This window comes from Candidatus Palauibacter sp. (assembly GCF_965197445.1).
In the GTDB taxonomy this organism is placed as follows: domain Bacteria; phylum Gemmatimonadota; class Gemmatimonadetes; order Palauibacterales; family Palauibacteraceae; genus Palauibacter.
On record NZ_CBDANE010000003.1, the window covers coordinates 425,997 to 452,428 of the forward strand.

Genomic DNA, 26,432 nt, shown 5'->3' on the forward strand with positions numbered 1-26,432 from the left:
CCAGCTAACCTAGTCGGTTCGAAACGGGATGCAAGGGAGCCGTGACGCGTCGCTGGCCGGGGCAAACCCGGATACTTTCGATCCATGAACTGGGGATTCAAGACGGGAGAAGCGGGAGAGGCGATCACACCGAGGAGCTGGGCCGCGTTCGTGGCCCGGACGATCCTCGGCCTCATCTTCTTCATGGCCGGGTTCTGGAAGGTGTTCGAACTCGGGGCCCTCCGGCACGCACGGGCCGGGTTCGTGGAGCCCTACGCCGACACGTTCCTCCCCGCCTGGTCGCTGTGGGTCGCCGGGGTCGCGACCCCATTCATCGAACTGGCCGCAGGTGCGCTGATGCTGGTCGGGTGGCGGCGCCGGATCGCCGCGTTTGCACTGGGGGGTGTCCTCATCCTCGTCACCTTCGGCCACCTGCTCGCCGAACCGCTTTATGTGTTCAGCGCACACGTGATCCCGCGGACGCTGCTGCTTGTCATCGTCCTCCTCCTGTTCGAGGACGACCGCCTGAGCCTGGACGGCTGGCTCGCGCGCCGCACCATCCCCCGCTGACCGCCTCCCCCCGTCACGCCCACAGCCCTGTTATCTTGTCCGGGGCGCGTTCGCAGAACCCATGCGCGTCCGTGAACGGCGGGGGAGGCGAGGATGCCTGACACGAAGAAATCAACGGCCACGCGCGGGGCTGGGCGTTCGCTCGATGGCGCGACGCTGGACGATATCGTTCGGCGTATCGTCGCCGCGTCTCAACCGGAAAAAGTCATCCTCTTCGGCTCCGCTGTCCGAGGCGAAATGGGCCCGCACAGCGATGTCGACCTCCTCGTTGTCAAGCAGTGCGACAACAACTGGGACGTGATGGGCGACATCTACGAGGAACTGTACGGCGTCGCGGCCGCGGTCGATGTCGTCGTCGTGACCCCCGGCGAGGTCGAGCGCTACCGGGATGCGCACGCACTGGTCATCAAGCCGGCCCTCCGGGAAGGCCGGGTGGTCTATGACGCCGCCTGAGCGTCATCCATCGACCGACCCGCGCGAATGGCTCAACCGCGCGCGGAGCAATCTCGCCCAGGCGGGGAGCCGCCTTCCCGGCGTCTACCTGGAAGATCTCTGCTTCGACGCGCAGCAGGCGGCGGAGAAGGCAATCAAGGGCATGCTGATCTCCCGCAACATCGAGTTCCCCTACGTGCATGACCTGGCGCGCCTGCTCCTGATCCTCGAATCGCACGGAGAACGCATCCCGTCCGACCTTCGCCGCGCGGGACGCCTCACCCCCTACGCCGTCGCGACTCGCTATCCCGGTCCGGGAGTGCCCGTCTCCGAGGCGCAATACCTCGAAGCTCTCGAGATCGCCGAGACCGTCGTGAACTGGGCCGAGGAGCTTTTGCGCGGGACCGGCTCCGACCGCTAGAAACCGGTCCGCGTCGGGGGGAGCGAGATGCCCGTTGATACGGTGTTGACACGACGCAACACCGTGGGGCATGATCAGGCTCCGGAGGCATCCGAAGAAGGACATCGAGAAGGCGCTGGCCGTCGCCCGAAAAGCCGGGTGGACCGTAATACCAAAATCCTCCGGGCATAGCTGGGGCGTGATGTACTGCCCGGCGACCGGTACGGGTGGCTGCCGGAGGTTTATCGCTTCCACGCCGCGGAACCCCGGCGATTATTCCAGAGATCTGCGGGAGACCGTGCGCCGATGCCCTCACGAAAGAGGACAGGAAATAGAAGAATGACGACCCATAGCTTCACGCTGATCGTCGAGGGAGCAGATACCAACGACCCGGACGTGTTCGATGCGCTCTACGAAGCCGGCTGCGACGATGCGCTGATCGGAACCACCAGCGGAATCCCGGTCATGGACTTCAGCCGCAAGGCAGCGAGCCTCTACGAAGCAATCTCCTCCGCGATTGCCGACGCCGAATCGGTCGACGGTCTCCGGGTGGTTCGGATCGCAGACCTCGATCTGGTGTCGATGTCTGAAATCGCGGCCCGCATTGGGCGCTCGCGCGAGTGTGTCCGGCTGTGGGTGCTCGGAAAACGCGGACCGGGCGGCTTTCCGCCGCCCCTCAACGATCCTCACGACCGGTACCGGTTCTGGCGCTGGTCCGACGTGGAAGGCTGGCTGAGAGGCGTCCTTGGAGGCGAACCGTGGTCTTCCGAGGATCATCTGCGGGCGGCGATCAACGCGACGATCGAGCTCCGCCACCACTTCCGCCAACTTGATCCGCAGGACCGCCCCGACCTGCGCGCGCTCGCCGGCCCCGCCCTCGGCGGCTGACCCGCCCCTCCCCGGCCCACGCAGGGAACCAAAACGCGGCTCGTCGGTCATATGCCGGCGACCTTCACCGAGGAGCGGGGCATGGCCGGAACCACACGGAGTACGAGGAGAATCCGGAACTCGCTTGTGTCGGCCACGATCGCGGGTCTGACGCTCGTCGCGACCGCCGACGCCCAACAGCGGCCGGGGAGTGCCGGCGGGGTCACGACCAGAGAGACGCTGCCCTCGGGCATCGAGCAGGTCACAAACGTCCTCCCCGACAACCCGTCTCCGACCTGGACGCTTATCGAGGAATTGCGCGTCGGATCCGTGGACGGAGACGGCCCCGACACCTTCGGCGAGCTGAGGGGCCTGGTCGTATTACCCGATGGGGGTTTCGCCGTTCTCGATTCGCAGGCGCAGGAAGTCCGCGTGTTCGCGGCCGACGGCTCCCATCGGGCCACGTACGGGGGAAAGGGAGAAGGCCCCGGGGAGCTCCGCGACGCCCATGGCCTCATGCTCGATCCGCAGGGCCGTCTCTGGGTGACGGACCCGGCCAACAGCCGCATGTCGGTGTTCGACCCCGACACCGGGTTCCTGGATTCCTTCCGATACCACTTCTCCTATTACAGTTACGTCTTTCGAGGAGCCATGACGACGGATGGCCGCATCGTTCGCCCCACGCTGGGACGACGGGGCTTCGAAGTCTATGACCTGAACATGGAGCTGGTGGAGTCGTTCTCCCGGGAGCGCAACCTGGACGTCGAGGCTTTGGCGCGGGCGTACGAAGAGCAGCGGAGACGGGGCACTCCCTCCAGCTTCGCCTGGCAATCCGGTGACGGCAGTTCAGGCTACATCCCCGTCCCCTTCTATCCGGGAGGTGCGCGCCACTATGATCGCGAGGGGACTGTCTGGATCGGCCTTCACGAGCATGACCCGACAGGTTATCGGATCAGGAGGCAGAACCTGGCCGGGGACACGACACTGATTGTCGAGACCTGGAAATCACTCGTCCCCGTCACACGGGAAGAGCGCGAGGCGGCGATTCAAGAGGTCCGGGAATACCTCCGGGAACGGGGTGCGGACACCGACCGCGACTGGTCGGCAATCCCGGACGTCAAGCCCTCCATCACGAACCTCTTCACGTCCGAGGAAGGGAACATCTGGGTCCGCACGTCATCATCCGGCGGAGATGCGACCTGGGATGTCCACTCGGCGGACGGGGCCTGGCTCGGCACTGCGTCGGCCTCCGGGTTCGCCCCCTCGATCTTTGTGAACGCCATCGTAAGCGGCGACGAGTTCTGGGCGGTGGTCACCGACGCGTTCGACGTTCCGTACGTCGGGTCTCACGTCCCGCTTGGGGAAGCCGCCCTGGATCTCGCGGATGTCTTCCTTGAGACGGCGGATCATCACGGCGTCGAGGTCCCTCTTCCCGCGCACCTTGACGCCTCGCGTGAAGCGATGCGGGTCGAGCAGTTCCAGCAGCGTTGAGAAGCTGTTCGAGTGTCCGTTGTGGGGCGTCGCGGAAAGAAAGAGACGGTGCTCGAAGCGGTAGCACAGATCCCGAATCGCGCGCGTGAACTTCGACTCGATGCCGTACCGCCCGCCGTGGCTGGGGGCAGCATGATGCGCCTCGTCCAGAATCAGCAGACTTCCGGGCGACATCGTTCCGAGCCACTCCCGCATCGGATCCGCGTAGGCGGGATCGGCCAACAGCCGGTGCGAAACGAGGAACCGGCTGTGCGTGCGCCACGGGTTCACGCCGAAGCCGCGCTCGCGGCGCATCGTCGCCACGTAGTGCCGGTCCAGGATCTGGAAGACGAGCCCGAACCGCTCCTCCATCTCGGCCTTCCACTGCTCCAGCACTGAGGGCGGCGCGGCAACGACGATGGTCTTCGCCTTCCGCCTCAGCAGAAGCTCGCGCGCAATGAGTCCGGCCTCGATCGTCTTGCCGAGACCGGTGTCGTCCGCGATGAACAGGTTCACTCGCGGGAGGCGCAGGGCCTTCCGGAGCGGCTCCATCTGGTAGGCGTCGAGGGTGATCCCGGCCCGGAACGGGGCCTGAAACAGCGACGGATCGGTCGCGGTCGTGCAGCTCCACCGCAGCGTGTTGAGGAACGCCGCGAAGTATTCCGGCGAGTCGAAGCCGCGCTCCGCCAGATTCTCCCACGGCTCATCGTCGAGGATCGCGCGGTCGAGCTCGTAGCTCCAGAAGACCTCAAGCTCCTGCCCCTGCGCGTCGTCGTCCGCACACGCCAGCCGAACGCGCGCCGATTCGCAGGGCTGTCGGCCCTCCGTCACCTCCTCCACGAGCCAACGGCGCGTACGCACGCGCACCATCTCCCCCACCTCCGGATCCCGGCTTGGCAAGCCACGGGAAAGCCGGGTGTCACCGTGGGCGTTAGCTGCGGCAGGGGAACCGAGCGGTTCCAGTTGAGGCGTCATGAGGCGCGTCCAGGGCACGACCGGCTCATTCCGGTTGGGCCACAGGATGACCGGAAACCGGAACTCTCGGCAAGCCGAGGCACCGTCTCGCCCCTGGCCCAAGACCGCCGGATCCCCAAGAGCATCGGCATCTCGACCCGACCGCTGGAGCCACCCCGGCGCGACGGCGTATCTCCCTCCGTCAACAGGCGGTGCCGGTTTCCCGGGATTTGCACGGAGACAGGCATCGCTAACAGACTCTGGCGTGGCACGCGAGCAAAGGCGGACCACCCCGAACGATCCGCGACGACAGGTAGAGGACACCTATGCTATTTCGCGACATAGAGCAGATCCCGGATGGCCACGACGCCTACATCCGTCCGGGCGAGACGACGTTCCGGTGGATCGAATCCCACGAGCGCGCGGCGAGTGTCCGCGAGGAGCTGGAGACGCTCTTTGCGCTATTCCCGCCCCGGGGACAAGAGGCGTTGCGCGGCCGGCTTCGCAGCAAGCGCCCAGGACAGTTCGAGGGGGCCCGGTTCGAGATGCAGATGTTCGGAATACTGCACCGCCTGGGACTGGAACCACACTACGAAGCCCCCGAGGGTGGGGCGGACTTCCGGTGCGAACGCTTCCAGGTGGAGGCCACCCATGTCCGGGGTTACGATTCCGGAAAGACCGACGCCGAGGAGGACGTCATTCTGCGGCTTCGGCGACACTTCGACAGCAGCGAGACTCCCCTGGGCCTGTGGATCGGGCTGGAATCGCGCGGCAAGATGCGCGACACACCGTCCGTCAAACGTCTTGTGCCGGGGATAAACGACGCAATCAGTCATTTTCGCGCTGCCGGCGTCCGCTCGCACTATTTCGATGTCCACGGCATATGGGGCCTGTACGGGGTGCAAACTCGGCGACCAAACTGGGATGCGTATGGCTACGGATTGCCCGTATACCGACACCCGACGGAGGATTGGACGCTGTTCGTGAGAAGCATCCGCCACGCCTCGGAGGGCCATCGGGGAGGCATCGGCAGCTTCCCCTCAGCCGAGGTCGCAATCGGCGACGACACAGCCGACCGAGTGCTGAACGCGCTCCGCCGCAAGGCGAAACAGATCCGCCAAACGTTCTCGCCGCTATACGTCGCGGTGCAGGTCGGTGGCTTGGGCTGGGATACGCGGGACACCGAGCGCGTCCATGCCTGTCTCTCGCGCGACCAGTCCGTTGCAGGTGCACTGTTAGTGTGGCATAACGCGCTCGGGGGACACGGCATGGTGCAACTCGTATCCCCCTTGCGGACGGATTCGCCATTCGAGGCGCTGCGCGAACCCCATTCCCTGGAACAGCTCCTCTCATTTTGAGGGACGCCCTCAGGTGATCGCGTTACCGCGCCAAGGCGGGCCGATCGTGACCTCGCGCGCGGGGCCTCAAGAGGCCATCGGCGTACACCACGCGCAGGACGGCACCGATTCCGTCGCGGTTCTCCGCCGTTCCAGCGACGCGAACCCGTAGACCCGGCGAGCTCCCGGCCCCGCGGAAGAGGCGCGCCGCACCGCCGTTCAACCCCAGCACGAAATCGAGCCAGCCGTCGCCATCGATGTCCGCGGCCGCCGCGCCGCGCTGGTCTCCGTAGGCGGCGACCCCCGACTTCTGTCCCGAGACCGGGCGGAATCCGCCGCGCCCGTCCCCCTCCAGCCACAGCCCGCGGCCCGCGTCGTAGCGCGGCGCTTCCTCGTCCGTGGCGTAGAAGTTCTGGGACAGGAACAGATCCTCCCGTCCGTCTCCGTTGGCATCGGCCACGAGAAGCTCAAGGGAAGGCGCACGCACTGGTCGCGCGGCACGCTTACCTTGTTGCGATAAGCAAGGCAATACTGCATACTGTAAGGTGAATTGATGTACTGTAAGGCAAACGGAGGTACGGCCATGCTCGAATCTGCGGTAACCAAAAAGGGACAGACCACGCTCCCCAAGCCCGTCCGGGACACCCTGGGCGTACAGGCCGGTGACCGCGTGCGTTACATCGTTCTTGACGGCGAGGTGCGCATACTGCCCGTACGGCCTATTCATCGGCTGTTCGGCGTACTGAAGCACGATGGCCCACCCGTCACTGTGGAGGAAATGGAGCAAGCCGTAGCCGACGGGGCGTCTGAGGAATGATCGCCCTCGACACCAACGTCCTCGCCCGCTACTTGGTGCGCGACGACCCGCAGCAGGCGGAGTCCGCTCGCGCGTTGTTGGAATCGCTCACGACCGAACGCCCAGGCTATGCCTGCCGCGAGGTTGTCCTCGAACTCGTCTGGGTCTTGGAACGGGCCTACGGGGTTTCCCGCGAACGCATTGCGACGATCCTGCAGGAACTCGTGGCGACGCAGAGTCTCGTTATCGAGGCTGCGGACGCTGTGGCCCGAGCCGCCTTTCGCTACCAAGCGGGTGGCCCGGGATTCTCGGATCTGATGATCCTTGCCGCGGCGGAGCGGTCTGGAGCGCGGCCACTCTATACTTTCGATCGGAAGGCGGCGCGACTAGAGGGTGTCGAATTGCTGCGATGAGGACCGACAGCGTCCAACTCGACGCTGGCCCCTCCCCGCCGACGCCGCATAACGTGTCGCCCCTCAACCGGCGCGGTCCGGGCAACTTGGATGGCACTGCGATGTCGCGAGCCATGCTCGGATCATTGGTAGGCAGCCCGTCGGACAGATCACCGTGCATGCGCCAAGACCCGAGACCGCGCAACAACAGAGCTTCACCGGTGATAGGCCAAGTCGTTAAGCGATTGCCCCGTCACGGCGGGCCGATCCTGACCTCGCGCGCGCCGGGGGGAATCTCGACACGCTCGACGGCGCCGCCCGGCCACCGGACCTCGACGGCCATCGGGTCGGCCCCGAGACCCATGATCTGCACCGGGTCGTCGTGGGAGCCCGTTCCCGAGCCCGCCCTGATCTCGCGCGCGGGGCCTAGTAGGCCGCTGGCGTACACCACGCGCAGGACGGCCCCGATGCCGTAGCGGTTCTCCGCCGTTCCAGCGACGCGAACCCTTAGACCCGGCGAGCTTCCGGCCCCACGGAAGAGGCGCGCCACGCCGCCATTCAACCCCAGCACGAAATCGAGGCGGCCGTCGCCGTCAACGTCCGCCGACGCAACACCTCGCTGGTCCCCGTAGGCGGCGACCCCCGACTCCTGTCCCGAGATCGGGCGAAATCCGCCGCGCCCGTCCCCCTCCAGCCACAGCCCGCGGCCCGCGTCGTAGCGCGGCGTGTCCTCGTCCGTGGCGTAGAAGTTCTGGGACAGGAAGAGGTCCTCGCGTCCATCCCCATTGGCATCGGCCACGAGAAGCCCCAGGGACGGCGCCCGCTGCGCCTCGTCCGGGAGCGGCACAGCCTCGAAGCCGTCGCCCCGGTTCAGGAACAGCATGTGCCTGAGTTCGATCGCCTCCAGCCGTCCCTCCGGCCGGGAGCCCAGCGCCTCCTCCAGATCCGCCTCCGCGTAGAGGGCGCGGGTCGGCATCCGCTCGGCGACGGGCGGGATGTGTTCGGCGAGACGGCCCAGCGAGGCCAGCGGCGCCACCGCGCCGAGACGCTCATCCCGCTGTGCCTCGATCAGGTCCAGGGTGCCGTTCAGGTCCACGTCTCCGAAATGGAGTTCAAGCGGCGCCTCGGCCGTCGGGCGGTATTCCGTGTTGTCCCCCCAGGAGATGGCCACGAGGTCCGGACGCCCGTCCCCGTCGAAGTCGCCGGCCGACACGCCGTTCCACCGGCCGACGTGCTCCCCGAGCCCGGCCTCCGAGGTCACCTCCGTGAACCGCCCCCGGTCGTTCCGGAGCAGCCGGAGGGGACCCCAGTCGATGGACAGGGCGAGGTCCGGATCCCCATCGATGTCGTAGTCCGTGAACACGGCCCCTGTCACCATGCCCAGGCGCTCGAAGACGGCGGCGTCTCGCCGGTCCGCCTCGAAGCCGCCCCCCGGACGGCCCCGGAAGACCCGCGAGGGGCCGGAAAGCGGATATCCGCCGGGCACGACTCGCGCGCCCGTGAACAGATCCAGCCGTCCGTCCAGGTCATAGTCGGCGACCGCCAGGACGCCGGTGGACGCCGACCCTCCCGGCACCACGCCGCGGGTGTCCGGAGTCAACGTCACGCCACGCATGGCGTCGACGGGCCATTCGATCGACACCACGCCGGGCACGGCGGTCACCTCGGCGGCGGGGGCCTCGTAGCTCGACAGACCCAGCAGCACCCTCGCGCCGCTCTCGCCCGGCAGCGGCACGAGCCCGGTCTGGTCCACGGGTGCCCGCGGCCCGGCCAGGGTCACGCGGGCCAGCGCTCCGCCGTCGTTCCGGAACAGCACGGGGGGCGCACCCGCCCCCGAGCCCAGCAGCAGGTCGGGATCGCCGTCGCCGTCCAGGTCGTGCCACGCGACGCTCGGCCCCATGCGCGCAAGCCGCAGGGGCAGAAGCGGCTGCCGCGTCGCCTCGGGGAACGGCGGCTCGTCGTGCAGCGGACCGAAGCTCTCGTCCAACTCGAACCACGGCGTCCCGCCGGGGGCAGCCCCCGAACCGCCTGCATCCCCCGCCTCGGAGGCCTCCGTCTGGAACACCTCGTACAGCCGGTTGGCGCCATCCACATGGACGACCGAGCGGTCGCCCCCGGGCCAGTTCACGCCGAGCGTGCCTTCGGCTGCCTCGGCCATGGCGAACGAGACCAGTTCCTCCGACCCCGAGAGATATCCGCCCCCGGCCGCGATCTCCTTCGTCTGTCGCGGAAGTCCGGGCGCTTCCAGCCACACCGTGGCCCCGACCCCGGCCGTATTGGGCGGTGCCCCGACGAGACGGACAGCCAGCCGGGGCGCGGAGGCGTCGTTTCGGAGCAGCAGTGCCGGGCGGTCGAGGCGGTTGATGACCGCGTCCAGATCCCCGTCACCGTCCAGGTCCGCCAGAGCCGCGCCGTGCGAGACATCCGCTTCGGGCGCCACGCCCCACTCGCGCCCCACCTCCTCGAACCCCGCACCGGCCAGGTTCCGGAACGCCACGTTCGCCAGCGGGAGCGGACGGTAGAGGAGCGTCGACTCGCGCTGGCCGGAGAGGCCGGCCTCCCGAATCCGGATCTGCGTGTCTGCGTCCATCAGATTCCGGATGTGGCCGTTCGGGATCAGGAGGTCCTCGAAGCCGTCCAGATCCACGTCCAGAAACAGGGCCGACCACGACCATCCAGAGGCGTCGACCCCCGCCTGGCGCCCGATCTCCGCCCACGTCCCGTCCCCGCGGTTCGCGAGCAGGGTGTTCCGGTTCACCTGCTGGGCGTGGGAGGCCTCGCCCGGCGGCGTCTGCTCCACCCTCGACACCGGATCCTGTGTCTTCCGCGACCTCGAGTCCCGGGCCAGCATGTCGAGCACGAACACGTCGGCGTCCCCGTCCCTGTCGAAGTCGGAGAAGTCCACGGCCATCGAGGACGCGCTCGTGGTCGGGAGCGCGTGGGAAGCCGGCAGCCGGAAGGTCCCATCTCCCCGGTTGATCCACAGCCGGTCGGGACTGTGGAGATCGTTCGCCACGTAGAGGTCGGGGTCTCCGTCCGCATCCAGATCTCCGAAACGGGCCGCCAGCCCCCACTCCGCCGGGGCCTCCGCCAGCGGCTTGCCGTCCGCGTCGAGGAAGGCGCCGGAGGTGAACGGGACATGCCGGAAAGCTCCGCCGCCCTCGTTCAGTTCGTTGAGGTAGAGTTCGTCCGGCTCACCCCGCTCGAGCCGGGCGACGCCGTCCGCCCGCCAGAAGAGGTCGTAGTGCTCGGTGAAGGGCTCCACGACTTCGAATCCCGTCTCCGTGCGCCGCACCGTATTGGGGAAGGCGACCTCCTCCGGGGTGAAGCGGTCGAGGACCGAGCGGCTCTTGTACCGGGTGAGATAGAGATCCAGATCCCCGTCGCCGTCGATGTCGGCCAAGGCGGTGGACATGCCCCCGGGCGAGTCCAGCAACCCCGCGCCGGCGGCCTCCGTGAAGCGTCCGGTTCCGTCGTTCACGAACAGGGATTTCGGACCCTCGATCGAAGTGAGGATGAGATCGCGGTCTTCGTCCCCGTCCACATCGACGAGCGTCGCGCCGGTCGAGAACCGGTCCGCGGCCGCCATTCCGCTTTCGGCGGCCGCCTCCCGGAACCGCCAGTCCCCGAGATTGAGGTACAGGGCGTTGGGGCCCTCGAGCCGAGCCAGGTAGAGGTCGGGGCGTCCGTCCCCGTTCACGTCTCCCGTCGCGACCCCGGCGCCGTTCCCCCGCATCTGGTTCTCGATGAAGCTCGCGTCTGAAAGCGCGTTGGCGAAGTCCACGCCGGACCAGGAGGAAGGCACTGCGGTGAACCCGGCAGCGCCTCCCTCCACCGCGAGATCCCGCCACCGCGCGCCGGGCACCTCGCTCCACTCCGCAGGCTGCGCGGGGGCGGAGAAGTCGGCCGGCCCGCAGGCGGCGAAACCGGCCAGCGTCGCCATTGCGCGCAGATTTCGTCGGCTCACGAGGCGGGGAGGTCCCTCAGAAGCCGGAGAGGATGGCATCCGCGCGGCCCACGAGGGCGCGGTTCAGTGAGAGCCAACTCTCCACGGTGGCGGGATCGGCCCACGGCGAGGCGCCGGCCGGCGCGAGGCCCGAACCCTCGGGCCAGGGGTGACGCCCGGCGAACTCCATGACGGCTTCGAAGACGGCGAGCACAGTGGGGTCCACCTCGGCGCCGATGGAAGCGAGCCGCTCCGAGACGGCCCGCCACTCGCGCCGCGTCGCCTCGTCGACGGCCAACTGGGGCAGGCGGATCGCGCCCGCGAGCGAACCTGAGAGCGGACTCGTGCCGGCTTCGGCGGAAGCCCCGGGGACGACCCAGGTCACGATCTGGCCTTCGAGCCCGAAGCGCCGGAATTCCTGTAGACGGTAGAAGAGCGCCAGCGCGAGTTCGCGCTGCAGCTGGGCCGACTGGTCCGCGACCTGCGTGAGTCGCTCCAACTCTTCGTCGTGCCGCTCGGCCATGCCCGCGAGGATGTCCGCGGCCTCGCCATCCGCGCCCGGAGATCGCGCGTCGCCGCCCCAGAGCAGAAATCCCGCGGCGGCGCCGACGAGAAGACCCGGAAGGAGGCCCAGACCCGCGGCCCGGACCGATTTCATATCTCGCAAGCCAAATCCACTCATCAGGGTTCAACCGCCACGAGATCACCGCGTCGCCGGCGGGCGTCAGCGGCTTCGGGCACAACGTAACCGCCGTCTATGGCGGCGGCATCTGTATGGAGGCGAACTATCGGCGCTGGTGGTGCTCCTCGTAGTGCTTGCCGAGCCAGTCCTCGCCGTAGTCGTTGCCCGGGTCGCGCATGATGCTGTGCACATGATTGGCCGCGCCGCCCCCGACGCCGCGCTCGACGATGTATTCGATGAGGACGGACGGTCCGTGGACGCGGTAGTAGTAGCGCGCCGACTTCTCGTCCACGGGCCCGATCCAAGCGAAGTGCAGCGCCGCGAGACCGTCCCGCCAGATCTTCTCGAGCTGCGCGTCCGCCGCGGCGTGGTCCGCGTTGGCCGCATATTCCTCCACGAGTTCCCACAGTAGTGCGCGCTGGGGGTCCGTGAGCGCGGACGCGGAAAGCCCGGCGAACTCGCTCAGACTACCCTTGCGGCCGGGGCCGGTGAGCACGTCGCGGGGGATGTCGTCTCCTAGAACCGCCCGGGCGCGCTGCCCGTCATCCAGCGCCTGGAGCAACCTCCAGCCGCGTTCCCCCTCGTTGGCGAGCACCCGCCACCCGGCGTCCAGCCCATGCATGATCTCGTGCGGTTCCGCGCCCAGAAACAGCGGGGTGAAGCTGATCCGGCCGTCCGCCACGGTGAAGTTTGCCGCCAGGTGGTGACCCGAGATCTGCCAGCCCCAGGTCGGTTCCTCGCCCGGACGCCCGAAGAAGGAGACCCAGTAGTTGGCCGATGTCCAGCTCTCGACCAGATCGTCGGGGAGCCTGCGTTCGCCGCTGGCGACAGCCGCCACGGCCTCCTCGTGCAACACCTCATCCAAACGCACGACCCCGGCCATCTTCTGGTATCCCTGGCTGCTCGTCGACGCCCGCAGGAGATCGTGCAGGTGTCTTCGCTGCAGATCGGTGAAGTCGCCGACCCGTGCGCCATCGCGGACCACGATACTCGCGGGAAGGTTGCTCCAGCTGGTTCGGGCGGTATCGGCGTCGAAGGGGAACTCCGCCGCCGCACGCTGCTCCGGCGACAGCGAAGCGAGGAACGCGCGGGCGGCCTCGGCCATGCGCGGGGGTGACACTTCGGCCTCGCCGACTGCCGCCATCGGGGCGGCCCGCGCTTCAACGGTTTCTCCCCTACAAGCGACCGCCAGGCACGCGACCGCGATACCGGCGATTGCCGACACGGTCCGGCAGGTGCCGCCCGTCCCTCGATCCATGGAGTCCTCCTTCGACAGAATCAGTTCCTCGTGGAGCAGTCTCGCCTTCCCCCGCAGCATCACTTTAGCTTGCACTCCCGGTCCCCCGGAAGGAGGCACCCCATGGTCTCGCGCGGAACACCCCTGAGCGCACTCCCGTCCGTCATCGCGGTCTTCTGTGTCACTGCGGTCTCGCTCCCGACCCGGACGCAGGCCCAGGAAACCGCCCCCGCCATCGAATCGATCACGGGGGCCGACCTCCGCGCCGACCTCTTCTTCCTCGCGGGAGACGAGATGCGCGGCCGCCTCGCCGGTTCGCCCGAAGGACGCCTCGCGAGCGCCTTCATCAAATCACGCTTCGAGCGGCTCGGGCTCACGCCGGTGGCCCCCGGCGGCTCCTACTACCACTCCTTCAACGTCGTCCAGGCCGAGGTCGGGGAGGACAACGGCCTGGTCGTCCACTACGCCGATGGCCTCACGATCTCGAAGGAGCGCGGCCAGGAGTTCTACCCCCTGCGCGAGAGCGGGAGCGGCGCGGCCGGGGGCCAGGTCGTGTTCGCCGGTTTCGGGATCTCCGCGCCTGAACTGGGTCACGATGACTACGGCGGCGGGGTCGCGGGCAAGGTCGTGCTCATCCTCGATCACGAACCGGAAGAGACGGACCCCGAGAGCGCCTTCGACGGCCTCGTCACTTCGGAGGCCTCCGCCGCCTACCGGAAGCTCGCCGCCGCGCAGGAGGCCGGGGCGGTCGCGGCCCTCCTGGTAACGGACGTCCACAATCACCCCGAACCCGGCAACTTCAGCACCGAGGCCGCCGGCTACTGGCCCGAGACCGTCCGCCGCGGGGGACGCTACACGCTCGAGAGCCGCCTGAACCGGATCCGGATCCCCGCCGTCCGCATCTCGACGGCGCTGGCGGAAAGCCTGGTCGCGGGGACCGGTCGCGCGCTGGCGGAGCTGGCGGGCGGCGCGGAGACGGAGGGGGGCGCGGCACCCATATCCCTCCCCGGTCTCGAGGTGATGGTCTCCGCGGACGTGCGCCGGGAGGTCCACACCGCGCGCAATGTCGTCGGGCTCATCGAGGGCTCGGACCCGGAACTGAAAGACGAGTGGGTCATCATCTGCGCGCACTTCGACCACGATGGCGCCGACGGGGGTGTGATCTACAACGGGGCGGATGATGACGGCTCGGGCACCGTGGCCCTGATCGAGATCGCCGAGGCCTACGCCGAGGCCGCACGCAGGGGCGAGGGCCCCCGCCGCTCCGTCCTGCTCGCGGCGTGGGACTTCGAGGAGAAGGGACTGCTGGGCGCGTGGGCCTACGCCGAGAACCCGCTCCATCCTCTCGAACAGACCGTGGCCGTCCTCAACATGGACATGATCGGGCGCAACGAGGAGGTCGTCGTGGGAGGCGGTCGCCGCTTCCGGGGGCTCGACATCCAGTCCTCCGAATCCAACGACAACGCGATCAACATCCTCGGGACCACCCGGAGCGACGACCTGCTGTCCGAGGTCCAGCGGGCGAACGGGGAGATCGGACTCGATCTGCGCTTCCGCTACGACAACCACCCGATCCAGCTGCTGCGCCGCAGCGACCACTGGCCCTTCATGCAGGTGGGCGTGCCCGCGCTCTTCTATCACACGGGGCTACACCCGGACTACCACCGCCAGGACGATATCCCGGAGCGCATCAACTACGAGAAACTCGAGAAGGTGGTCCGCCTCGTGTACCAGACGAGCTGGAGTCTGGCCCAGCGTCCAAGCGGGCCGGCGAGGATCAGCATGCGTTAGCGACGCGGGGGCCCGGAAGGCCGGCGCCACGGCGTCAAAGCGAGACATCGAGGAGGCAACAATGTTACGGAGATACGGAATCCGGGTCGCGCTGTTCACGGCGTTCGCGATCACAGCCACCGTGAGGGTCGCCGTCGCACAGGGAACCCTTGAAGGGACGGTGCGGGACGGCGCCGGCCAGCCCGTGGCGGGGGTCGGCATCACGCTCTCGGCGCTAGACCTCACCGGCGTCACCGGGGCTGGCGGTGCGTACCGGATCGCCGGGGTTCCAGCGGGTGCCCACGAGGTGCGGTTCGCCCGCATCGGCTACGAGACCCAGACGCTCGAGGTCGTGGTGCGCGCGGAGGGGACGCTACGTGTCAACGTGACGCTGATCGAAGCGGCGATAGCGCTGGAAAGGCTCGTCGTCATCGGCTCGCGCGCCCGGCCCCGGACCGCCACGCAGTCGATGGTGCCGCTCGACGTCGTCCCGGTGTCCGAACTCACCAGCCAGGGGACGCCCGATCTCAGCTCGCAGCTGAGGAGGGTCCTGCCCTCCTACAACGTGGCTGATGAACCGATCAGCGACGCGGCCACGATCGCGCGCCCGGTGCATATCCGGAACCTGGCCCCGGACCAGACGCTGGTGATGGTGAACGGCAAGCGCCGCCACCGCTCCGCCGTCATCGTCCTCTGGAATGGCAACGGCGTCGCGGACGGCGCCCAGGGTCCCGACATCTCTACGCTTCCGAGCATCGCGATGAGCCGGGTCGAGGTCCTCCGGGACGGCGCCTCCGCGCAGTACGGTTCGGACGCCATCGCGGGCGTGATCAACGTCGTGCCGAAGAACAACCGTTCAGGCGGCAGCGTGGAGGTGCGGGGCGGTCGTTACCAGGAGGGCGACGGCGACATGTTCACGACTGCCGCGAACGTCGGCCTCCCTCTGGGCGAGACCGGATTCCTCAGCTTGAGCGGCGAATTCGGCCAGTCCGATCCCACCAGCCGCAGCATTCAGCGGAATGATGCCGCCGCCCTGGCGGCTGCGGGCTTCCCCGTGCGCGACCCGGCCCAGATCTGGGGATCCCCGGAGGTGGACGACAACGTCAAGCTGTTCGCGAATACGGGCTACACCTTCGGCGGCGGCGTGGAACTGTACGGATTCGGCAGCTACCACACGAAAAGGGTCGAGGGTGGCTTCTACTTCCGGAACCCCAACACCCGCGATGCCGTGTTCAGTATCGACGGCGGAGAGACTCTCCTCATCGGCGATGTCCTCGACGCGCAGGATGGCGTCGTCGACGGCTCGGCGAACTGCCCCGTCGTGCGCATCGTGAACAACGTGCCCGACCCCGTGGCGATGGAGCGCGTCCGCAGCGACCCCAACTGCTTCTCCTTCCAGGAGCGGTTCCCGGGCGGCTTCACGCCGCAGTTCGGCGGGGACGCGTTCGACGCTTCCGCGGTCGGCGGGATCAAGGGCACGACCGCGGGCGTGGAGTGGGACCTGAGCGCCGGCTGGGGCACGCACAAGATCGACTTCTTCATGATGAACACGGTCAACGCGTCGCTTGGGCCCGAGACGCCGACCGACTTCAGGCCCGGCATCAACCAGCAGCGGGAGTTCAACCTCAACCTCGATCTGCACTACGCGCTCGGCGAGCGGACCCACGTCGCCGGTGGCTTCGAACACCGCGTGGAGAGCTTCGAGATCGTGCCGGGGGACACGGCGTCATGGGAACTGGGACCCTATCTGGAGCAGGGGTTCAGCGCCGCGTCCAACGGGTTCCCGGGGTTCGGCCCGCTCTCCGAGGGACGCTGGGACCGGCGCAACGTGGCGGTCTACGGGGATGCGCACCACGACGGAGCGGACGACCGGTGGCAGGCCGGCCTGGCGCTCCGCCTCGAAGATTTCGAGGACTTCGGGACGACGTTCAACGGCAAGCTGTCGGGACGTCTGCGGGTCGCGGAAGGGTTCGCGCTCCGCTCCAGCGCGAGCACGGGGTTCCGGGCCCCGACTCCAGGGCAACAGAACCTCCAGCACATCGGGACGATCTACGACATCACACTCATGGATCTGGTGAACAGCGGCACGATCCCGCCGACATCGGCCGTCGCGCAGCGCCGGGGCGGCATGCAGCTGCAACCCGAGACCTCGGTGAACCTGGCGCTGGGCGCCGCGCTGACCCAGGGGCCGCTGATCGTGACGGCAGATTACTTCCGGGTCTCGGTCTCCGACCGGATCAACCTGAGCCCCGACTACACACTCGAGCCGCATGAGATCGAAGAACTCATCGCCGAGGGCGTAGAGGGCGCGCGCAACCTGGCCAGGTTCCGCTACTACAACAATGACTTCTCCACCCGCAGCCAGGGCGTAGACGTGGTCGCCAGCTACTCGCCGCCGACCCTCAACGGGAATACGACCTTCAGCCTGCTGTTCAACTACACCGGCACGGAAGTCACGGAATACGCCGGAGAGGATCCGAACCGGCTGTCCGCCGGGGAGCTTCCGCTGCGCGTTCGGCAGCTGCGGGAGGCTCTTCCCACGACGCGGGGCAGCCTCTCCGCGACCCACCGGGCGGGACGCCTGCGTTTCTTCGGCAAGGTGGGCTACTTCTCGGGCTGGTACGACTGGCTCGACGACCACACCTACGGGGGCAAGGCCCTCGTGGACGCCGAAGTGGCGTACACGCTCGCCAATTCCGTGACCCTCACGGTGGGCGCCGAGAACCTCTTCAACACGTTCACGGACATGAATCCGGGCGCCGCGGCGAACGTCGGGAATCTGTACAGCCAGCAGTCGCCGTTCGGGTTCAACGGCGGTCTGTACTACGTCCGCGCCAGCTACGCCTTCGACTGGTGATCCCGCGCGCTACGGCCTCGAATCCCACTCCGACGTTGCGCGGGGTTCGGGGCCGTCTCCCTTCACGTAGCGGTCGAACCAGTCGATCCAGCGCGCCCACATGTCGAGGTTGTTCTCGATCGCGCGCGGCGTGTGCGACTCGAACGGATACTCGAACAGGGCCGCCGTCTTCCCGAGCCCGGTAAGGGCCTGGATCATTCGCCTCGACTGTATGGGATACGTGCCCGAGTTGTTGTCGTCCGCCCCGTGGTACAGGAGAAGCGGTGTGTTGATCTGGTCCGCCTTGAAGAAGGGGGACATCTCCATGTACACGTGCGGCGCCGCCCAGATGTCGCGCGGCTCGGCCTGGAACCCCATCGGCGTGAGCGACCGGTTGTAGGCGCCGTCCCCCGCGATCCCCGCCTTGAAGAAGGGCGTGTGCGCGAGGAAGTTCGCCGTCGCGAAGGCGCCGTAGCTGTGGCCCCCGTGCCCGATCCGGTCCATGTCGATCACGTCGAGGCCGTCGACGGCGCGGATCGCCGCGTACATCCCGTCGACCATGTTCGAGATGTAGTAGTCGTTGTAGTTCTCCCCGACGATCGGGATGTCGGGATAGACCAGCGCGTACCCCTGGGTCAGCCAGATGTCGGACCAGCGCAGCCAGGTCAGGTGCGTGTACGCGTTGTGGTTGCGCGCGCGGATCGTCGCGTTCTCGAAGTCGTCCTCGCTCCGGTACTCGCGCGGATAGGTCCAGAAGATGGCGGGCACCCGCGTGCCCTCGACGTAGTCGGCCGGCAGCGACACCCGCCCCTGGATCTCCAGGCCGTCGCGACGCGTGAACTCGAAGTCGATGCGGCGCGCGGCGGTCAACCGAGGGAACGGATCCATGTTGCGGGTCAGATTCTCCATCCCGCCGTCCCGCGTCCACATGTAGCTGTCCGGGAACGTGTTCTTCCCCTCCCGGCCCACGATCATGCGTTCCAGATCGGCGTCGAGCGGCACCAGCGGCTGGTCGAAGCTGTCGCGCGAACCCTCGAACAACCGCTCCGTGGCCCCATCCGCGATCGACAGGAGGTCGACGAAAGGCTGCGGCCGTAAGTCCTCCTTCAAACCGTCGCCGCGCAGGTAGGCGCTCTCCCCGCCGGAGGACAGCCACGCGTACTCGATCCCGTTCCCGGTCCGGGCCGTGAGGAGGTCGCCCGGCAGTTCGACCGCGTCGTCGGGATCGTGGAACGGGACGAGGACGCTTCCCTCCGCGTCGCCGTCTCCCAGCGCGTAGTGCACCAGCGCGGCCTCGCCGTCCCGGCGCACCGAGGCGAAGGCGTGGCCCCCGTCCGCGGAATAGGTGACGCCCGAGATCCGGTCGTCGCTCGTCGCCACCACCTCCGAATCTCCGTCACCGAACGGGGCGCGCAACAGCATGATGCGGTCGGGGCGATCGTCCTCCCCCTCGTCGCCGTCCTCGCCGTCCTCGGCTTCCGCGCGGTGCAGGTAGGAGATCCCGCTCCCGTCCGGACGCCACGCCCGGTCTCGCGGTCCGTTGTCCGGGCCGCCGCCGGAGCCTTCCCGCAGTTCGCGCTCCTCGAGCGTGGCAAGTACGTCACCGCTGCCCACCTCCATCACCTCGGTCACGCGCGGGAATCCGGTGTAGCTCGCGATGTAGGAGAAGGGGCGCGCGAGGCGCGTCGCCATCACGTGACGTCCGTCGGGACTCAGCGACAGCGACTCGTACATGCCCGGCTCGCCGATCGTCCGCGCGGGCCGGCCGGGCGCCAGCTCGACGATCCGGCTCCGCGTGTAGTACTCGAACAGATCGCCGCCGTGCTCGTCCTCGAGCAGAAAGGGCATCGTGCGCGTCGGCGTGGCGGCCGCACGCGTGTGACGGATGGTTGGGCCCGAGGGCAGCGCAGGAGGCGGAGGCGGGGCTCCGCGGTCCGCCGGCGCCGCGAGCGTGAGGATCGAGCCCGAGGGTGTCCACTGCAGCATGCGCGAAGGCGCCGATCCCTGTCCCCGCGACGAGGTCCCGATCGTCGCGATCACCCGCGCGTCGCCGGCCGGCGTCACGCTGCCGTCGCTCGTGTCGGCGATCCAGACTTCGGTGCGTTCCTCGAGGTGCGCGAGGAAGGCGAGCCGGGAGCCGTCCGGCGACCACGTGAGGTCGCTCACATGGATGCCTTCGGGCAGTTGCACGTCGGCGAAGGCGCGCGCGCTCAGCGAGTAGAAGCGAAAGCCGTACAGGCCGTAGATGTCGAGGTGCCATGGGCGGTCGGTGCGCGCCCGGATCTCCAGCATCCCGAGGCGCAGCGTCTCCTCCCCCACCTCCGCGAGCGTCGAGAGTTCCGTCGAGAGCGGGACGACGAAGTGGTCGCCGTCCGGACTGATGTGGTCCAGCGTGGCGTAATTGGGGTCGGTCGCGAACAGATCCTGCACGGTCTGGTCCGGGAGGATGTACCCGGACGGAATGTCCAGCTCCTGCACCTCGTCGGGCGCATTCTGGGCGGCGAGCGGGGGCGCCGATGACACTGCGATCGTCAGGGAGAGCGCCGGCAGGACGTAACGAAGACGACGGAAGACCCTCATGGTCTGGCTCCTGGGCGGGGTGGGAGGCCTGTAAGCCCAAGCTGGACCGCCCGAACGACCCTCCGCAAGCGGCTGCGGCCCGATGTCGATGGCGTCGTGGGCAAGCCGCAGGTGTCAGCGGTCTTCGGCTTCCTGTTGCGCACGCTGGAGGATCGCCCGGTCGAGCACCGACTGGACCGATGGGCCCACGCCTCGCAGGCGGATCGCGCTCATGAATCGCAGGGCCCCTATTCGTACGAAGAGTTTGCCCAGGAACTCATCGGCAAAGCTGCTCGAAACCACGGATATGCCGTCGAAATCAACGTTGGCCGGGTATCCCGGGTACATCGACATGAGGTTCTCGAGCTTGGCCCGGGCCAGTCTCCCGGCGGACCTCGACCCGACCGAACCGGCTTCGTGCCTCACGACGAAGTTGAGCACGTCATCTGTCTTGTCTTCGTAGCGATTCTCCACATAATCGCCTGTGTCCAGCCGATCACCTGCCCCAAGAGCGCGCCATAGCGCTTCCGGATCCGAGTAGTCCAGCCGGACAACCACGAGCGTGCCGACGACGGGGATCGTCTCCTCACGGGTGCCGAAATCGGAACCGATACTCGCGTAACCGGAGTGGATCGCGAAGCGCCCGGTACCCACCCGTGACACCTGATGAGTGCCGAACAGGCCGTTCCCCTGCCCGAGATCCTTGTCTCTTGTGATACCGCGCTCGATGGAGAGGTTGAGAGCCTCCGCGTCGGACATCCCGGCCCTCGTCGTCCTCATGGTTTCGGGGATTCCTTGCCCCGCATCGGCGACAACGAACTCCACCTGCTGCTTCTTGGGGTACTGGCTCAGTTGCACAACTCCGCCCTGCGCCGAGTCGGCATGCTGAAGCACGTTGTCGGTGATCTCGTTCACCGTCCACTCGAACGCAGCCAGATTCGGACGCGTCAGGTCCGCGGGAGAGGAGAGCACCGCATCAACGATTCGGTTCACGATGTCGTCCTGCTCGGCAGGCGAGGTAAACCGCCGCGCCGGCATGACGTGGGTCGGTTCCCACGTCGATCTCTCAAACTTCTGCGGAGCCGCCATGTGCGCCCAGTTGGCGTTGAAGAACAGCCGTCGCAAGCGACGATCCGTCGGGCGAATCAGAGAGAAATTCACGTCCTGTTCGTCCCGCAGGCGGGCACACGCCGCCAGCACCGCGAGCATCGGACCGGGGAAAGCGCTGGTCGTCCCGGAAAAATCCAGCGTGATGTCCGTGAACCCCTTGTCGCTCGTAACCTGGTGTACCGCCGCGAGAACACGCCGGAACGAACCCAGGTTCAGGTCGCCCGCGATCTGAACCCGACCGCCGTCACGATCCACCTGTAGACTGCTCGGGTTCATGGCACCAATGTGGGAGGATGACCGGTCAACCCTGTGGCGGATTGGAACCGGCTGCGAATTTTGGGATTACCCGGGCCCGGGTCAACCTGCTGAGTCGAACTATGACAGGACGGACATGAAGAACCTGGTGAAGCTCTGCGCATCTCTCGGCGTCTGGTTGTGCCTCGGGTGCCAGCCGGAGGCTGCGCCGCTCACTGAAACGCATGCCTCGGCAATCCGCGACAGCGTGGCGACCGCGATGGACACCTTCCGGGAGATCGGCTCGGGCCCGGACCCCTCGGCGGTCGCCGGCCTCTATTCCGAATCGCCGACCTTCCGCTTCTACGAGAACGGGGAACTGCGCTACCGCTCGGCGGCCGACGTACGCGCCGCACTCGAGGGTCTTCCCCCGGGCATGCGGATCTCGACCGAATACTCGGACACGGACATCGAGGCGCTGGCGCCGGGTCTCGCGCTCGTCCGGTCCCTGTACGAGAGCACGATCGAGGGCGAGGGCGGGTTCGAGTTCGGCTATGGCGGTGCCGTGACGATACTGTGGGCCCACGAGCCCGGGGGCTGGCGCATCCTGACCGGCCACTCCTCGGCCCCCGTGCCGCGCGGAGGGTAGCGGCCCGTGGCAAGCCGGGAGTGATTGCGGCGGAAGCGGGGGATGGTCCCCGGGAAGCCGTCGAGTCGCTCTTCCAGCGGGGCATGGCCGCGCGGCGGGAACGCCGCCCGGGCGAGGCCATACGCCACATGGAGGCGGCGGTCGCACTGGCCCGGCGGCACGACGATCCCGTGGCGCTCGCCCGCGCCCTGCACGGCCGGGCGAACGTCGAACGCGACCGGGGGCGGCGCGAGGTCGCCCTCCGGCTCTATCGGGAAGCCGTCCCCCTCTGCCGGCGGGGGGACGATCCGCTCGTGCTCGCCCACACCGTGCGCCATCTGGGCGACGTGTTGCGGGAGATGGGCGATCTCGAGGGGGCGGAGCCGTGTTACACCGAGGCGCTGGCCCTTTACCGGGTGCACTCGTCGCCCCCGTTACTCGATGTCGCCAATGCGGTCCGACGTATGGCCATCCTCAGGGAGACGCGCGACGAGCGCGAGGAAGCCCGGGCGCTGTGGCGGGAGGCCCGCGACCTGTACCGTGAGGCCGGTATCGAAGCCGGCGTGTCGGAAAGCTCGGCCCACCTCGAGCATCTCGGCTGAGCCGCGCCGGCGTCCGCCGCCATCCGTCCGCTCCCCCGCCGTCTTGCCAGATCGGCACGTTTGGACCACCGTGATTCGGAACCATCGCAACAACAGGTCGCAGGGCGGTCGCAACGCCGCCATCCGGGAATGTCGAAGGAGGACACGCAAATGCTGCGGAATCACGGGCTGAACCGTCGGGCGTTTCTCAGGAGCACCGGAGCCACCGCCGTCCTGGGCGCCGTCGGCGCGCGCTCGGCGCTGGCGAGCGAGGTGGCCGCGACGAAGGCGGCCGCAACCGGGCTCGGCCCCGCTCGCGCAGACTTCGACTTCGATGAGATCTACGACCGCCGCGGGAGCGACTGCGTCAAGTGGGACCGGGCGATCGAGCAGTACGGCCCGGAGATCGAGGTCGGCATGGGCATCGCCGACATGGACTTCCGCGCCGCGCCGTGCATCACGCAGGCGATCGCCGAGCGCTGCAGTCACGAGAACTGGGGCTACCAGCACCGCGACAGCTCGTTCACGGACGCGGTCGTGGACTGGAACCAGCGCCGCTACGACCTCGACATCGACCCCTCGACGATCGTCTGGACGTCGGGCGTCCACCCCGGGATCATCGCCGGACTTCACACCTTCACCCCTCCCGGCAGCCGGGTCCTCCTGACGACCCCCACCTACAACGGCTTCTACTCGGACCTGCGCTTCACGCGGACGATCGCCGAAGACAGCGAGATGAAGGTGGTCGACGGCCGCTACGAGATCGATTGGGAGGACTTCGAGCGCCGCGTACAGCGGGTCCACGCATTCATCCTCTGCAATCCCCAGAACCCGACGGGGAACTGCTGGTCGGCGGAAGACATGACGCGGATGGGCGAGATCTGTCTCGAGCACCGCGTGCCGGTGCTCTCTGACGAAATCCACTGTGATTTCGTGATGAAGGGACAGAAATACACGCCGTTCGCCAGCCTCGACCGGAAGATCGCCGACAACAGCGTCACCTTCAAATCCAACAGCAAGACCTTCAGCCTCGCCGCCAACAAGGTCGCCTGGTACTTCTCGACCAACCCCGCCTTCATGGAGCGACTCCGCCCGTACACGCGAGCGGACCTGAGCACGATCGGGATGGTCGCCGCCCGCGCCGCCAACAACGAGGGCGAGGAATGGCTCGACCAGCTCCTCGTCTACCTCGACGGCAACCACGACTTCACAGAGTCCTACATCGGCGAGAAGATCCCCGGCGTAGAGTACACGAAGGCGCAGGGCACCTTCCTCGCGTGGCTCGACATGAGCAGGCTGATGGACCGCATCGACGCGCAGGGCAAGGCGGACTACGAGAATCGCACCGCCGCGCAGCCGGTCGAGCCCGCGACGATTCTGCAGCGCTGGCTGGCCGAGAACGCACGCATCTATCTCAACAACGGGCCCAGCTATGGCACGGGCGGCGCGGGACACATGCGGATGAACATCGCGACCTCGCGGCAGCTCGTGCAGCGCGCTCTCGACAACCTGTCCGGCGCGATCGCGGCTCTCTAGAGCCTGACATGCCGCGCGCCGTCGCCTCGTTCGACGTCACGGGCTGGGACCAGGGCGAACCGGAGTCGGAAGCCGGAGGCCCCACCCTCTCGCAAGCCGTGGTCCGCAAGCAATTTGACGGGGATCTTGCCGCCGAGAGCGAGGCCCGGCTGATGATGTGCCAGGCCGACACGAGCGACATTTCGGCGGGGGCGGGCTACATCGCCAGCGAAGTCGTACGGGGGTCGCTCGGGGGGAAGCAAGGCACGTTCGTGATGCAGCACTGGGGCCTCAGCGCGGACGGCCGCGAGCGGACGGGCGGGCACGTCGTTCCCGGCTCCGGCACCGGGGATCTGAAGGGGCTGACGGGCTCCGTGGAGATCTCGGTCGACGGCGACGGTACGCACACCCTGACGATCGACTACGAACTCCCGGACGGTTGACGACGGCTCCGGGTTTAGGCACCGTAACTTCAATGCCGGTCGAGGTGGTCCGGCGTTTCTTCCTGAGAGGGATAGTACGATGAAAAGATGGTCCATGGTCCTGATGGCGTTCCTCCTCGTCGCGACGCTTTCGATCGTTCCCGGGAGTGCCGAAGCGCAGTTCGACGAGGTCGGGTCGATCGACTTCCCAACCTCCGCCACCGGCGAAGCGCAGCAGCATTTCCTCCGCGGCGTGGCGATCCTGCACAGCTTCGGATGGAAGCAGGCCCGCGAGCAGTTCCACGCGGCGCAGGAACTGGATCCCGACTTCGCGATGGCCTACTGGGGCGAGTCGCTGGCGTACAATCATCCGCTCGTCTCACAGATGGACGCGACGGATCCGCGCAAGGCGCTGCAGAGGTTGGGGGCGACCCCGGCGGAGCGCATGGCGAAGGCGCCGACGGATCGTGAGAAGGGGTTCCTGAAGGCGGTCGAGATCCTGTGGGGCGAGGCGGACCACACGGAGCGGCGCGTCGGGTACATGGAGGCGATGCGTGAGCTGTACGAGGCCAATCCCGAGGATTCCGAGGTCTCGGCCTTCTACGCGCTGTCGCTGCTCGGGGCAACCGCGGCGACGCGGGATCTGAGCCAGCGCTGGAACGTCATGGCGGGTACGATCGCGCTCAAGCTGTTCAACAGGAACCCGATGCACCCGGGCGCGGCCCACTACACGATCCACTCGTTCGACAACCCGATCCTGGCGCCGCTGGCGCTCGACGCGGCCTACGCCTTTGCCGACATCGCGCCGGCCGTGTCGCACGCCCGCCACATGCCGACCCACATCTTCATCCAGCACGGGATGTGGGACCGCGTGTCCGGCAACAACCAGTCGGCCTACGGCGTCGCGCAGGAGCTGTGGCAGCCGGGCGACCCGGTGGGTGATGCCGTGCACGCGCTCGACTGGGGGCAGTACGGTGACCTGCAGCGGGGCGACTACGCCAAGGCGCAGCTCTGGATGGACCGTCTCGGCGACATGGTCGACAACGAGGGGTTCGGGACGGCGAGCGGCGCCCGCGGCGCCGCCGGGATCGCGCGAGCGCAGGGCGCGGTCTCGCTCCTCAAGGCGCGCTACATCGTCGACACCGAGGAGTGGGAGGTGCAGCCGATTACGGAGGACTCGCCGGCGCACGAACTCCTTGCCACGGGGCTCAGCGCTCATCGAACGGGCGACCAGCTCATCGTCGCCGAGGTGGAGGCCGCGCTCGGGGAGCTGTCCGACGGCAGCGGCTACACGCATGTGATGCACAAGCAGATCGGCGCGCTCCGGCACGCCGCGATGGGCCACCCGGACGTGGCGATCGGCCTCATGGATGAAGCCGAGGCCGAGATCATGACCATGGCGCCGCCGCGCGGTTCGGCGAGCCCGGTCAAGCCGCTGCACGAACTGTACGGCGAGCTGCTCCTCGACCTCGACATGCCCGACAAGGCAGTCGAGAAGTTCGAGACCTCGCTGCTGCGCATGCCGAACCGTCCGCGTTCCCTGCTCGGCCTCGCCCGCGCGCACGCCGCGAACGGCGATGCGGCGATGGCCTCCGAAGCCTATGCGAAGGTCGCCGATCTGTGGCAGGGTCGCGCACACGCCGGCCTGCAGGAGGCGGAGAACTTCCTGAACGAGGCCATGAACGACGGCAACCGCTGATCGGCTGGCGTCGTTG

The 26,432-nt window shown here is 67.9% G+C and carries 21 protein-coding genes; 14 read left to right on the plus strand and 7 right to left on the minus strand.

Going from position 1 to position 26,432, the window contains the following annotated elements; all coding sequences use genetic code 11:
• Nucleotides 1–84: 84 nt before the first annotated feature.
• The 4 genes from ACN9M6_RS02565 (at nucleotide 85) to ACN9M6_RS02580 (ending at nucleotide 2,269) form a co-directional block, all read left to right on the plus strand.
• Nucleotides 85–549, plus strand: coding sequence for a DoxX family protein (locus tag ACN9M6_RS02565; protein ID WP_419161346.1), 465 nt, complete (start codon nucleotides 85–87; stop codon nucleotides 547–549).
• Between the two features lie 93 nt (nucleotides 550–642).
• The gene (locus ACN9M6_RS02570; protein ID WP_419161347.1) at nucleotides 643–1,002 is read left to right on the plus strand and encodes a nucleotidyltransferase domain-containing protein; all 360 of its coding nucleotides are present in this window, start codon (nucleotides 643–645) and stop codon (nucleotides 1,000–1,002) included.
• Entirely contained in the window at nucleotides 989–1,402 is a 414-nt protein-coding gene (locus ACN9M6_RS02575; RefSeq protein WP_419161348.1) for a HEPN domain-containing protein, read from the plus strand. Before ACN9M6_RS02570 ends, ACN9M6_RS02575 begins: the two co-directional genes overlap by 14 nt.
• Nucleotides 1,403–1,720: 318 nt before the next feature.
• A complete protein-coding gene (locus ACN9M6_RS02580; protein ID WP_419161349.1) occupies nucleotides 1,721–2,269 on the plus strand; it encodes a helix-turn-helix transcriptional regulator in 549 nt (182 codons plus the stop codon).
• A gap of 1,158 nt (nucleotides 2,270–3,427) precedes the next feature.
• Here the strand turns inward: ACN9M6_RS02580 and ACN9M6_RS02585 are convergent.
• On the minus strand, nucleotides 3,428–4,588 hold the full coding sequence (locus ACN9M6_RS02585) for an SNF2-related protein (protein WP_419161350.1): 1,161 nt from the start codon (nucleotides 4,586–4,588) through the stop codon (nucleotides 3,428–3,430).
• Nucleotides 4,589–4,998: 410 nt separating this feature from the next.
• Here ACN9M6_RS02585 and ACN9M6_RS02590 point away from each other — a divergent pair, with 410 nt between their 5' ends.
• Nucleotides 4,999–6,030 (plus strand): hypothetical protein, encoded by a 1,032-nt coding sequence (locus ACN9M6_RS02590; protein ID WP_419161351.1) that lies wholly within the window; start codon nucleotides 4,999–5,001, stop codon nucleotides 6,028–6,030.
• A gap of 22 nt (nucleotides 6,031–6,052) precedes the next feature.
• Here ACN9M6_RS02590 and ACN9M6_RS02595 read toward each other — a convergent pair whose 3' ends face one another.
• On the minus strand, nucleotides 6,053–6,469 hold the full coding sequence (locus ACN9M6_RS02595; protein WP_419161352.1) for an FG-GAP repeat domain-containing protein: 417 nt from the start codon (nucleotides 6,467–6,469) through the stop codon (nucleotides 6,053–6,055).
• Nucleotides 6,470–6,592: 123 nt separating this feature from the next.
• Between ACN9M6_RS02595 and ACN9M6_RS02600 the strand changes: the two genes are divergently transcribed.
• Nucleotides 6,593–6,826 (plus strand): AbrB/MazE/SpoVT family DNA-binding domain-containing protein, encoded by a 234-nt coding sequence (locus ACN9M6_RS02600; RefSeq protein ID WP_419161353.1) that lies wholly within the window; start codon nucleotides 6,593–6,595, stop codon nucleotides 6,824–6,826.
• A complete protein-coding gene (locus ACN9M6_RS02605; RefSeq protein WP_419161354.1) occupies nucleotides 6,823–7,218 on the plus strand; it encodes a PIN domain-containing protein in 396 nt (131 codons plus the stop codon). Before ACN9M6_RS02600 ends, ACN9M6_RS02605 begins: the two co-directional genes overlap by 4 nt.
• Nucleotides 7,219–7,450: 232 nt before the next feature.
• On the opposite strand, the gene ACN9M6_RS02610 is transcribed toward ACN9M6_RS02605, so the two are convergent.
• The 3 genes from ACN9M6_RS02610 to ACN9M6_RS02620 form a co-directional block, all read right to left on the minus strand.
• Nucleotides 7,451–11,164, minus strand: a complete 3,714-nt coding sequence (locus tag ACN9M6_RS02610; RefSeq protein ID WP_419161355.1) for an FG-GAP-like repeat-containing protein — start codon at nucleotides 11,162–11,164, stop codon at nucleotides 7,451–7,453.
• A 16-nt stretch (nucleotides 11,165–11,180) separates the two neighbouring features.
• Nucleotides 11,181–11,801, minus strand: a complete 621-nt coding sequence (locus ACN9M6_RS02615; protein WP_419161356.1) for a hypothetical protein — start codon at nucleotides 11,799–11,801, stop codon at nucleotides 11,181–11,183.
• 127 nt (nucleotides 11,802–11,928) lie between these two features.
• Nucleotides 11,929–13,158, minus strand: coding sequence for a DUF3500 domain-containing protein (locus tag ACN9M6_RS02620; RefSeq protein ID WP_419161357.1), 1,230 nt, complete (start codon nucleotides 13,156–13,158; stop codon nucleotides 11,929–11,931).
• Nucleotides 13,159–13,185: 27 nt separating this feature from the next.
• Here ACN9M6_RS02620 and ACN9M6_RS02625 point away from each other — a divergent pair, with 27 nt between their 5' ends.
• On the plus strand, nucleotides 13,186–14,853 hold the full coding sequence (locus ACN9M6_RS02625; RefSeq protein ID WP_419161358.1) for a M28 family peptidase: 1,668 nt from the start codon (nucleotides 13,186–13,188) through the stop codon (nucleotides 14,851–14,853).
• 61 nt (nucleotides 14,854–14,914) lie between these two features.
• Nucleotides 14,915–17,689 (plus strand): TonB-dependent receptor, encoded by a 2,775-nt coding sequence (locus ACN9M6_RS02630; protein ID WP_419161359.1) that lies wholly within the window; start codon nucleotides 14,915–14,917, stop codon nucleotides 17,687–17,689.
• A 9-nt stretch (nucleotides 17,690–17,698) separates the two neighbouring features.
• Here the strand turns inward: ACN9M6_RS02630 and ACN9M6_RS02635 are convergent, their stop codons facing one another.
• Nucleotides 17,699–20,248: a prolyl oligopeptidase family serine peptidase gene (locus ACN9M6_RS02635; protein WP_419161360.1), complete on the minus strand. Its 2,550-nt coding sequence runs from the start codon at nucleotides 20,246–20,248 to the stop codon at nucleotides 17,699–17,701.
• 114 nt (nucleotides 20,249–20,362) lie between these two features.
• Nucleotides 20,363–21,592, minus strand: coding sequence for an STAS-like domain-containing protein (locus ACN9M6_RS02640; protein WP_419161361.1), 1,230 nt, complete (start codon nucleotides 21,590–21,592; stop codon nucleotides 20,363–20,365).
• Between the two features lie 136 nt (nucleotides 21,593–21,728).
• On the opposite strand from ACN9M6_RS02640, the gene ACN9M6_RS02645 reads away from it, so the two are divergent.
• From ACN9M6_RS02645 to ACN9M6_RS02665, 5 genes are all read left to right on the plus strand, one after another.
• A complete protein-coding gene (locus ACN9M6_RS02645) occupies nucleotides 21,729–22,220 on the plus strand; it encodes a DUF4440 domain-containing protein (RefSeq protein ID WP_419161362.1) in 492 nt (163 codons plus the stop codon).
• A 20-nt stretch (nucleotides 22,221–22,240) separates the two neighbouring features.
• Nucleotides 22,241–22,801 (plus strand): tetratricopeptide repeat protein, encoded by a 561-nt coding sequence (locus ACN9M6_RS02650; protein ID WP_419161363.1) that lies wholly within the window; start codon nucleotides 22,241–22,243, stop codon nucleotides 22,799–22,801.
• A 150-nt stretch (nucleotides 22,802–22,951) separates the two neighbouring features.
• Nucleotides 22,952–24,316 (plus strand): aminotransferase class I/II-fold pyridoxal phosphate-dependent enzyme, encoded by a 1,365-nt coding sequence (locus tag ACN9M6_RS02655; protein WP_419161364.1) that lies wholly within the window; start codon nucleotides 22,952–22,954, stop codon nucleotides 24,314–24,316.
• Nucleotides 24,317–24,324: 8 nt separating this feature from the next.
• Complete coding sequence (locus ACN9M6_RS02660; RefSeq protein WP_419161365.1) at nucleotides 24,325–24,738, plus strand: DUF3224 domain-containing protein; 414 nt, start codon at nucleotides 24,325–24,327, stop codon at nucleotides 24,736–24,738.
• A gap of 79 nt (nucleotides 24,739–24,817) precedes the next feature.
• The gene (locus tag ACN9M6_RS02665) at nucleotides 24,818–26,416 is read left to right on the plus strand and encodes a tetratricopeptide repeat protein (protein WP_419161366.1); all 1,599 of its coding nucleotides are present in this window, start codon (nucleotides 24,818–24,820) and stop codon (nucleotides 26,414–26,416) included.
• Nucleotides 26,417–26,432: the final 16 nt, after the last annotated feature.

Bases quoted from the DNA above. Each gene is read 5' to 3' on its own strand.
- ACN9M6_RS02565 (WP_419161346.1), top strand. From the start codon at position 85: ATGAACTGGGGATTCAAGACGGGAGAAGCGGGAGAGGCGATCACACCG.
- ACN9M6_RS02570 (WP_419161347.1), top strand. From the start codon at position 643: ATGCCTGACACGAAGAAATCAACGGCCACGCGCGGGGCTGGGCGTTCG.
- ACN9M6_RS02575 (WP_419161348.1), top strand. From the start codon at position 989: ATGACGCCGCCTGAGCGTCATCCATCGACCGACCCGCGCGAATGGCTC.
- ACN9M6_RS02580 (WP_419161349.1), top strand. From the start codon at position 1,721: ATGACGACCCATAGCTTCACGCTGATCGTCGAGGGAGCAGATACCAAC.
- ACN9M6_RS02585 (WP_419161350.1), bottom strand. From the start codon at position 4,588: ATGGTGCGCGTGCGTACGCGCCGTTGGCTCGTGGAGGAGGTGACGGAG.
- ACN9M6_RS02590 (WP_419161351.1), top strand. From the start codon at position 4,999: ATGCTATTTCGCGACATAGAGCAGATCCCGGATGGCCACGACGCCTAC.
- ACN9M6_RS02600 (WP_419161353.1), top strand. From the start codon at position 6,593: ATGCTCGAATCTGCGGTAACCAAAAAGGGACAGACCACGCTCCCCAAG.
- ACN9M6_RS02605 (WP_419161354.1), top strand. From the start codon at position 6,823: ATGATCGCCCTCGACACCAACGTCCTCGCCCGCTACTTGGTGCGCGAC.
- ACN9M6_RS02615 (WP_419161356.1), bottom strand. From the start codon at position 11,801: ATGAAATCGGTCCGGGCCGCGGGTCTGGGCCTCCTTCCGGGTCTTCTC.
- ACN9M6_RS02625 (WP_419161358.1), top strand. From the start codon at position 13,186: ATGGTCTCGCGCGGAACACCCCTGAGCGCACTCCCGTCCGTCATCGCG.
- ACN9M6_RS02630 (WP_419161359.1), top strand. From the start codon at position 14,915: ATGTTACGGAGATACGGAATCCGGGTCGCGCTGTTCACGGCGTTCGCG.
- ACN9M6_RS02635 (WP_419161360.1), bottom strand. From the start codon at position 20,248: ATGAGGGTCTTCCGTCGTCTTCGTTACGTCCTGCCGGCGCTCTCCCTG.
- ACN9M6_RS02645 (WP_419161362.1), top strand. From the start codon at position 21,729: ATGAAGAACCTGGTGAAGCTCTGCGCATCTCTCGGCGTCTGGTTGTGC.
- ACN9M6_RS02655 (WP_419161364.1), top strand. From the start codon at position 22,952: ATGCTGCGGAATCACGGGCTGAACCGTCGGGCGTTTCTCAGGAGCACC.
- ACN9M6_RS02660 (WP_419161365.1), top strand. From the start codon at position 24,325: ATGCCGCGCGCCGTCGCCTCGTTCGACGTCACGGGCTGGGACCAGGGC.
- ACN9M6_RS02665 (WP_419161366.1), top strand. From the start codon at position 24,818: ATGAAAAGATGGTCCATGGTCCTGATGGCGTTCCTCCTCGTCGCGACG.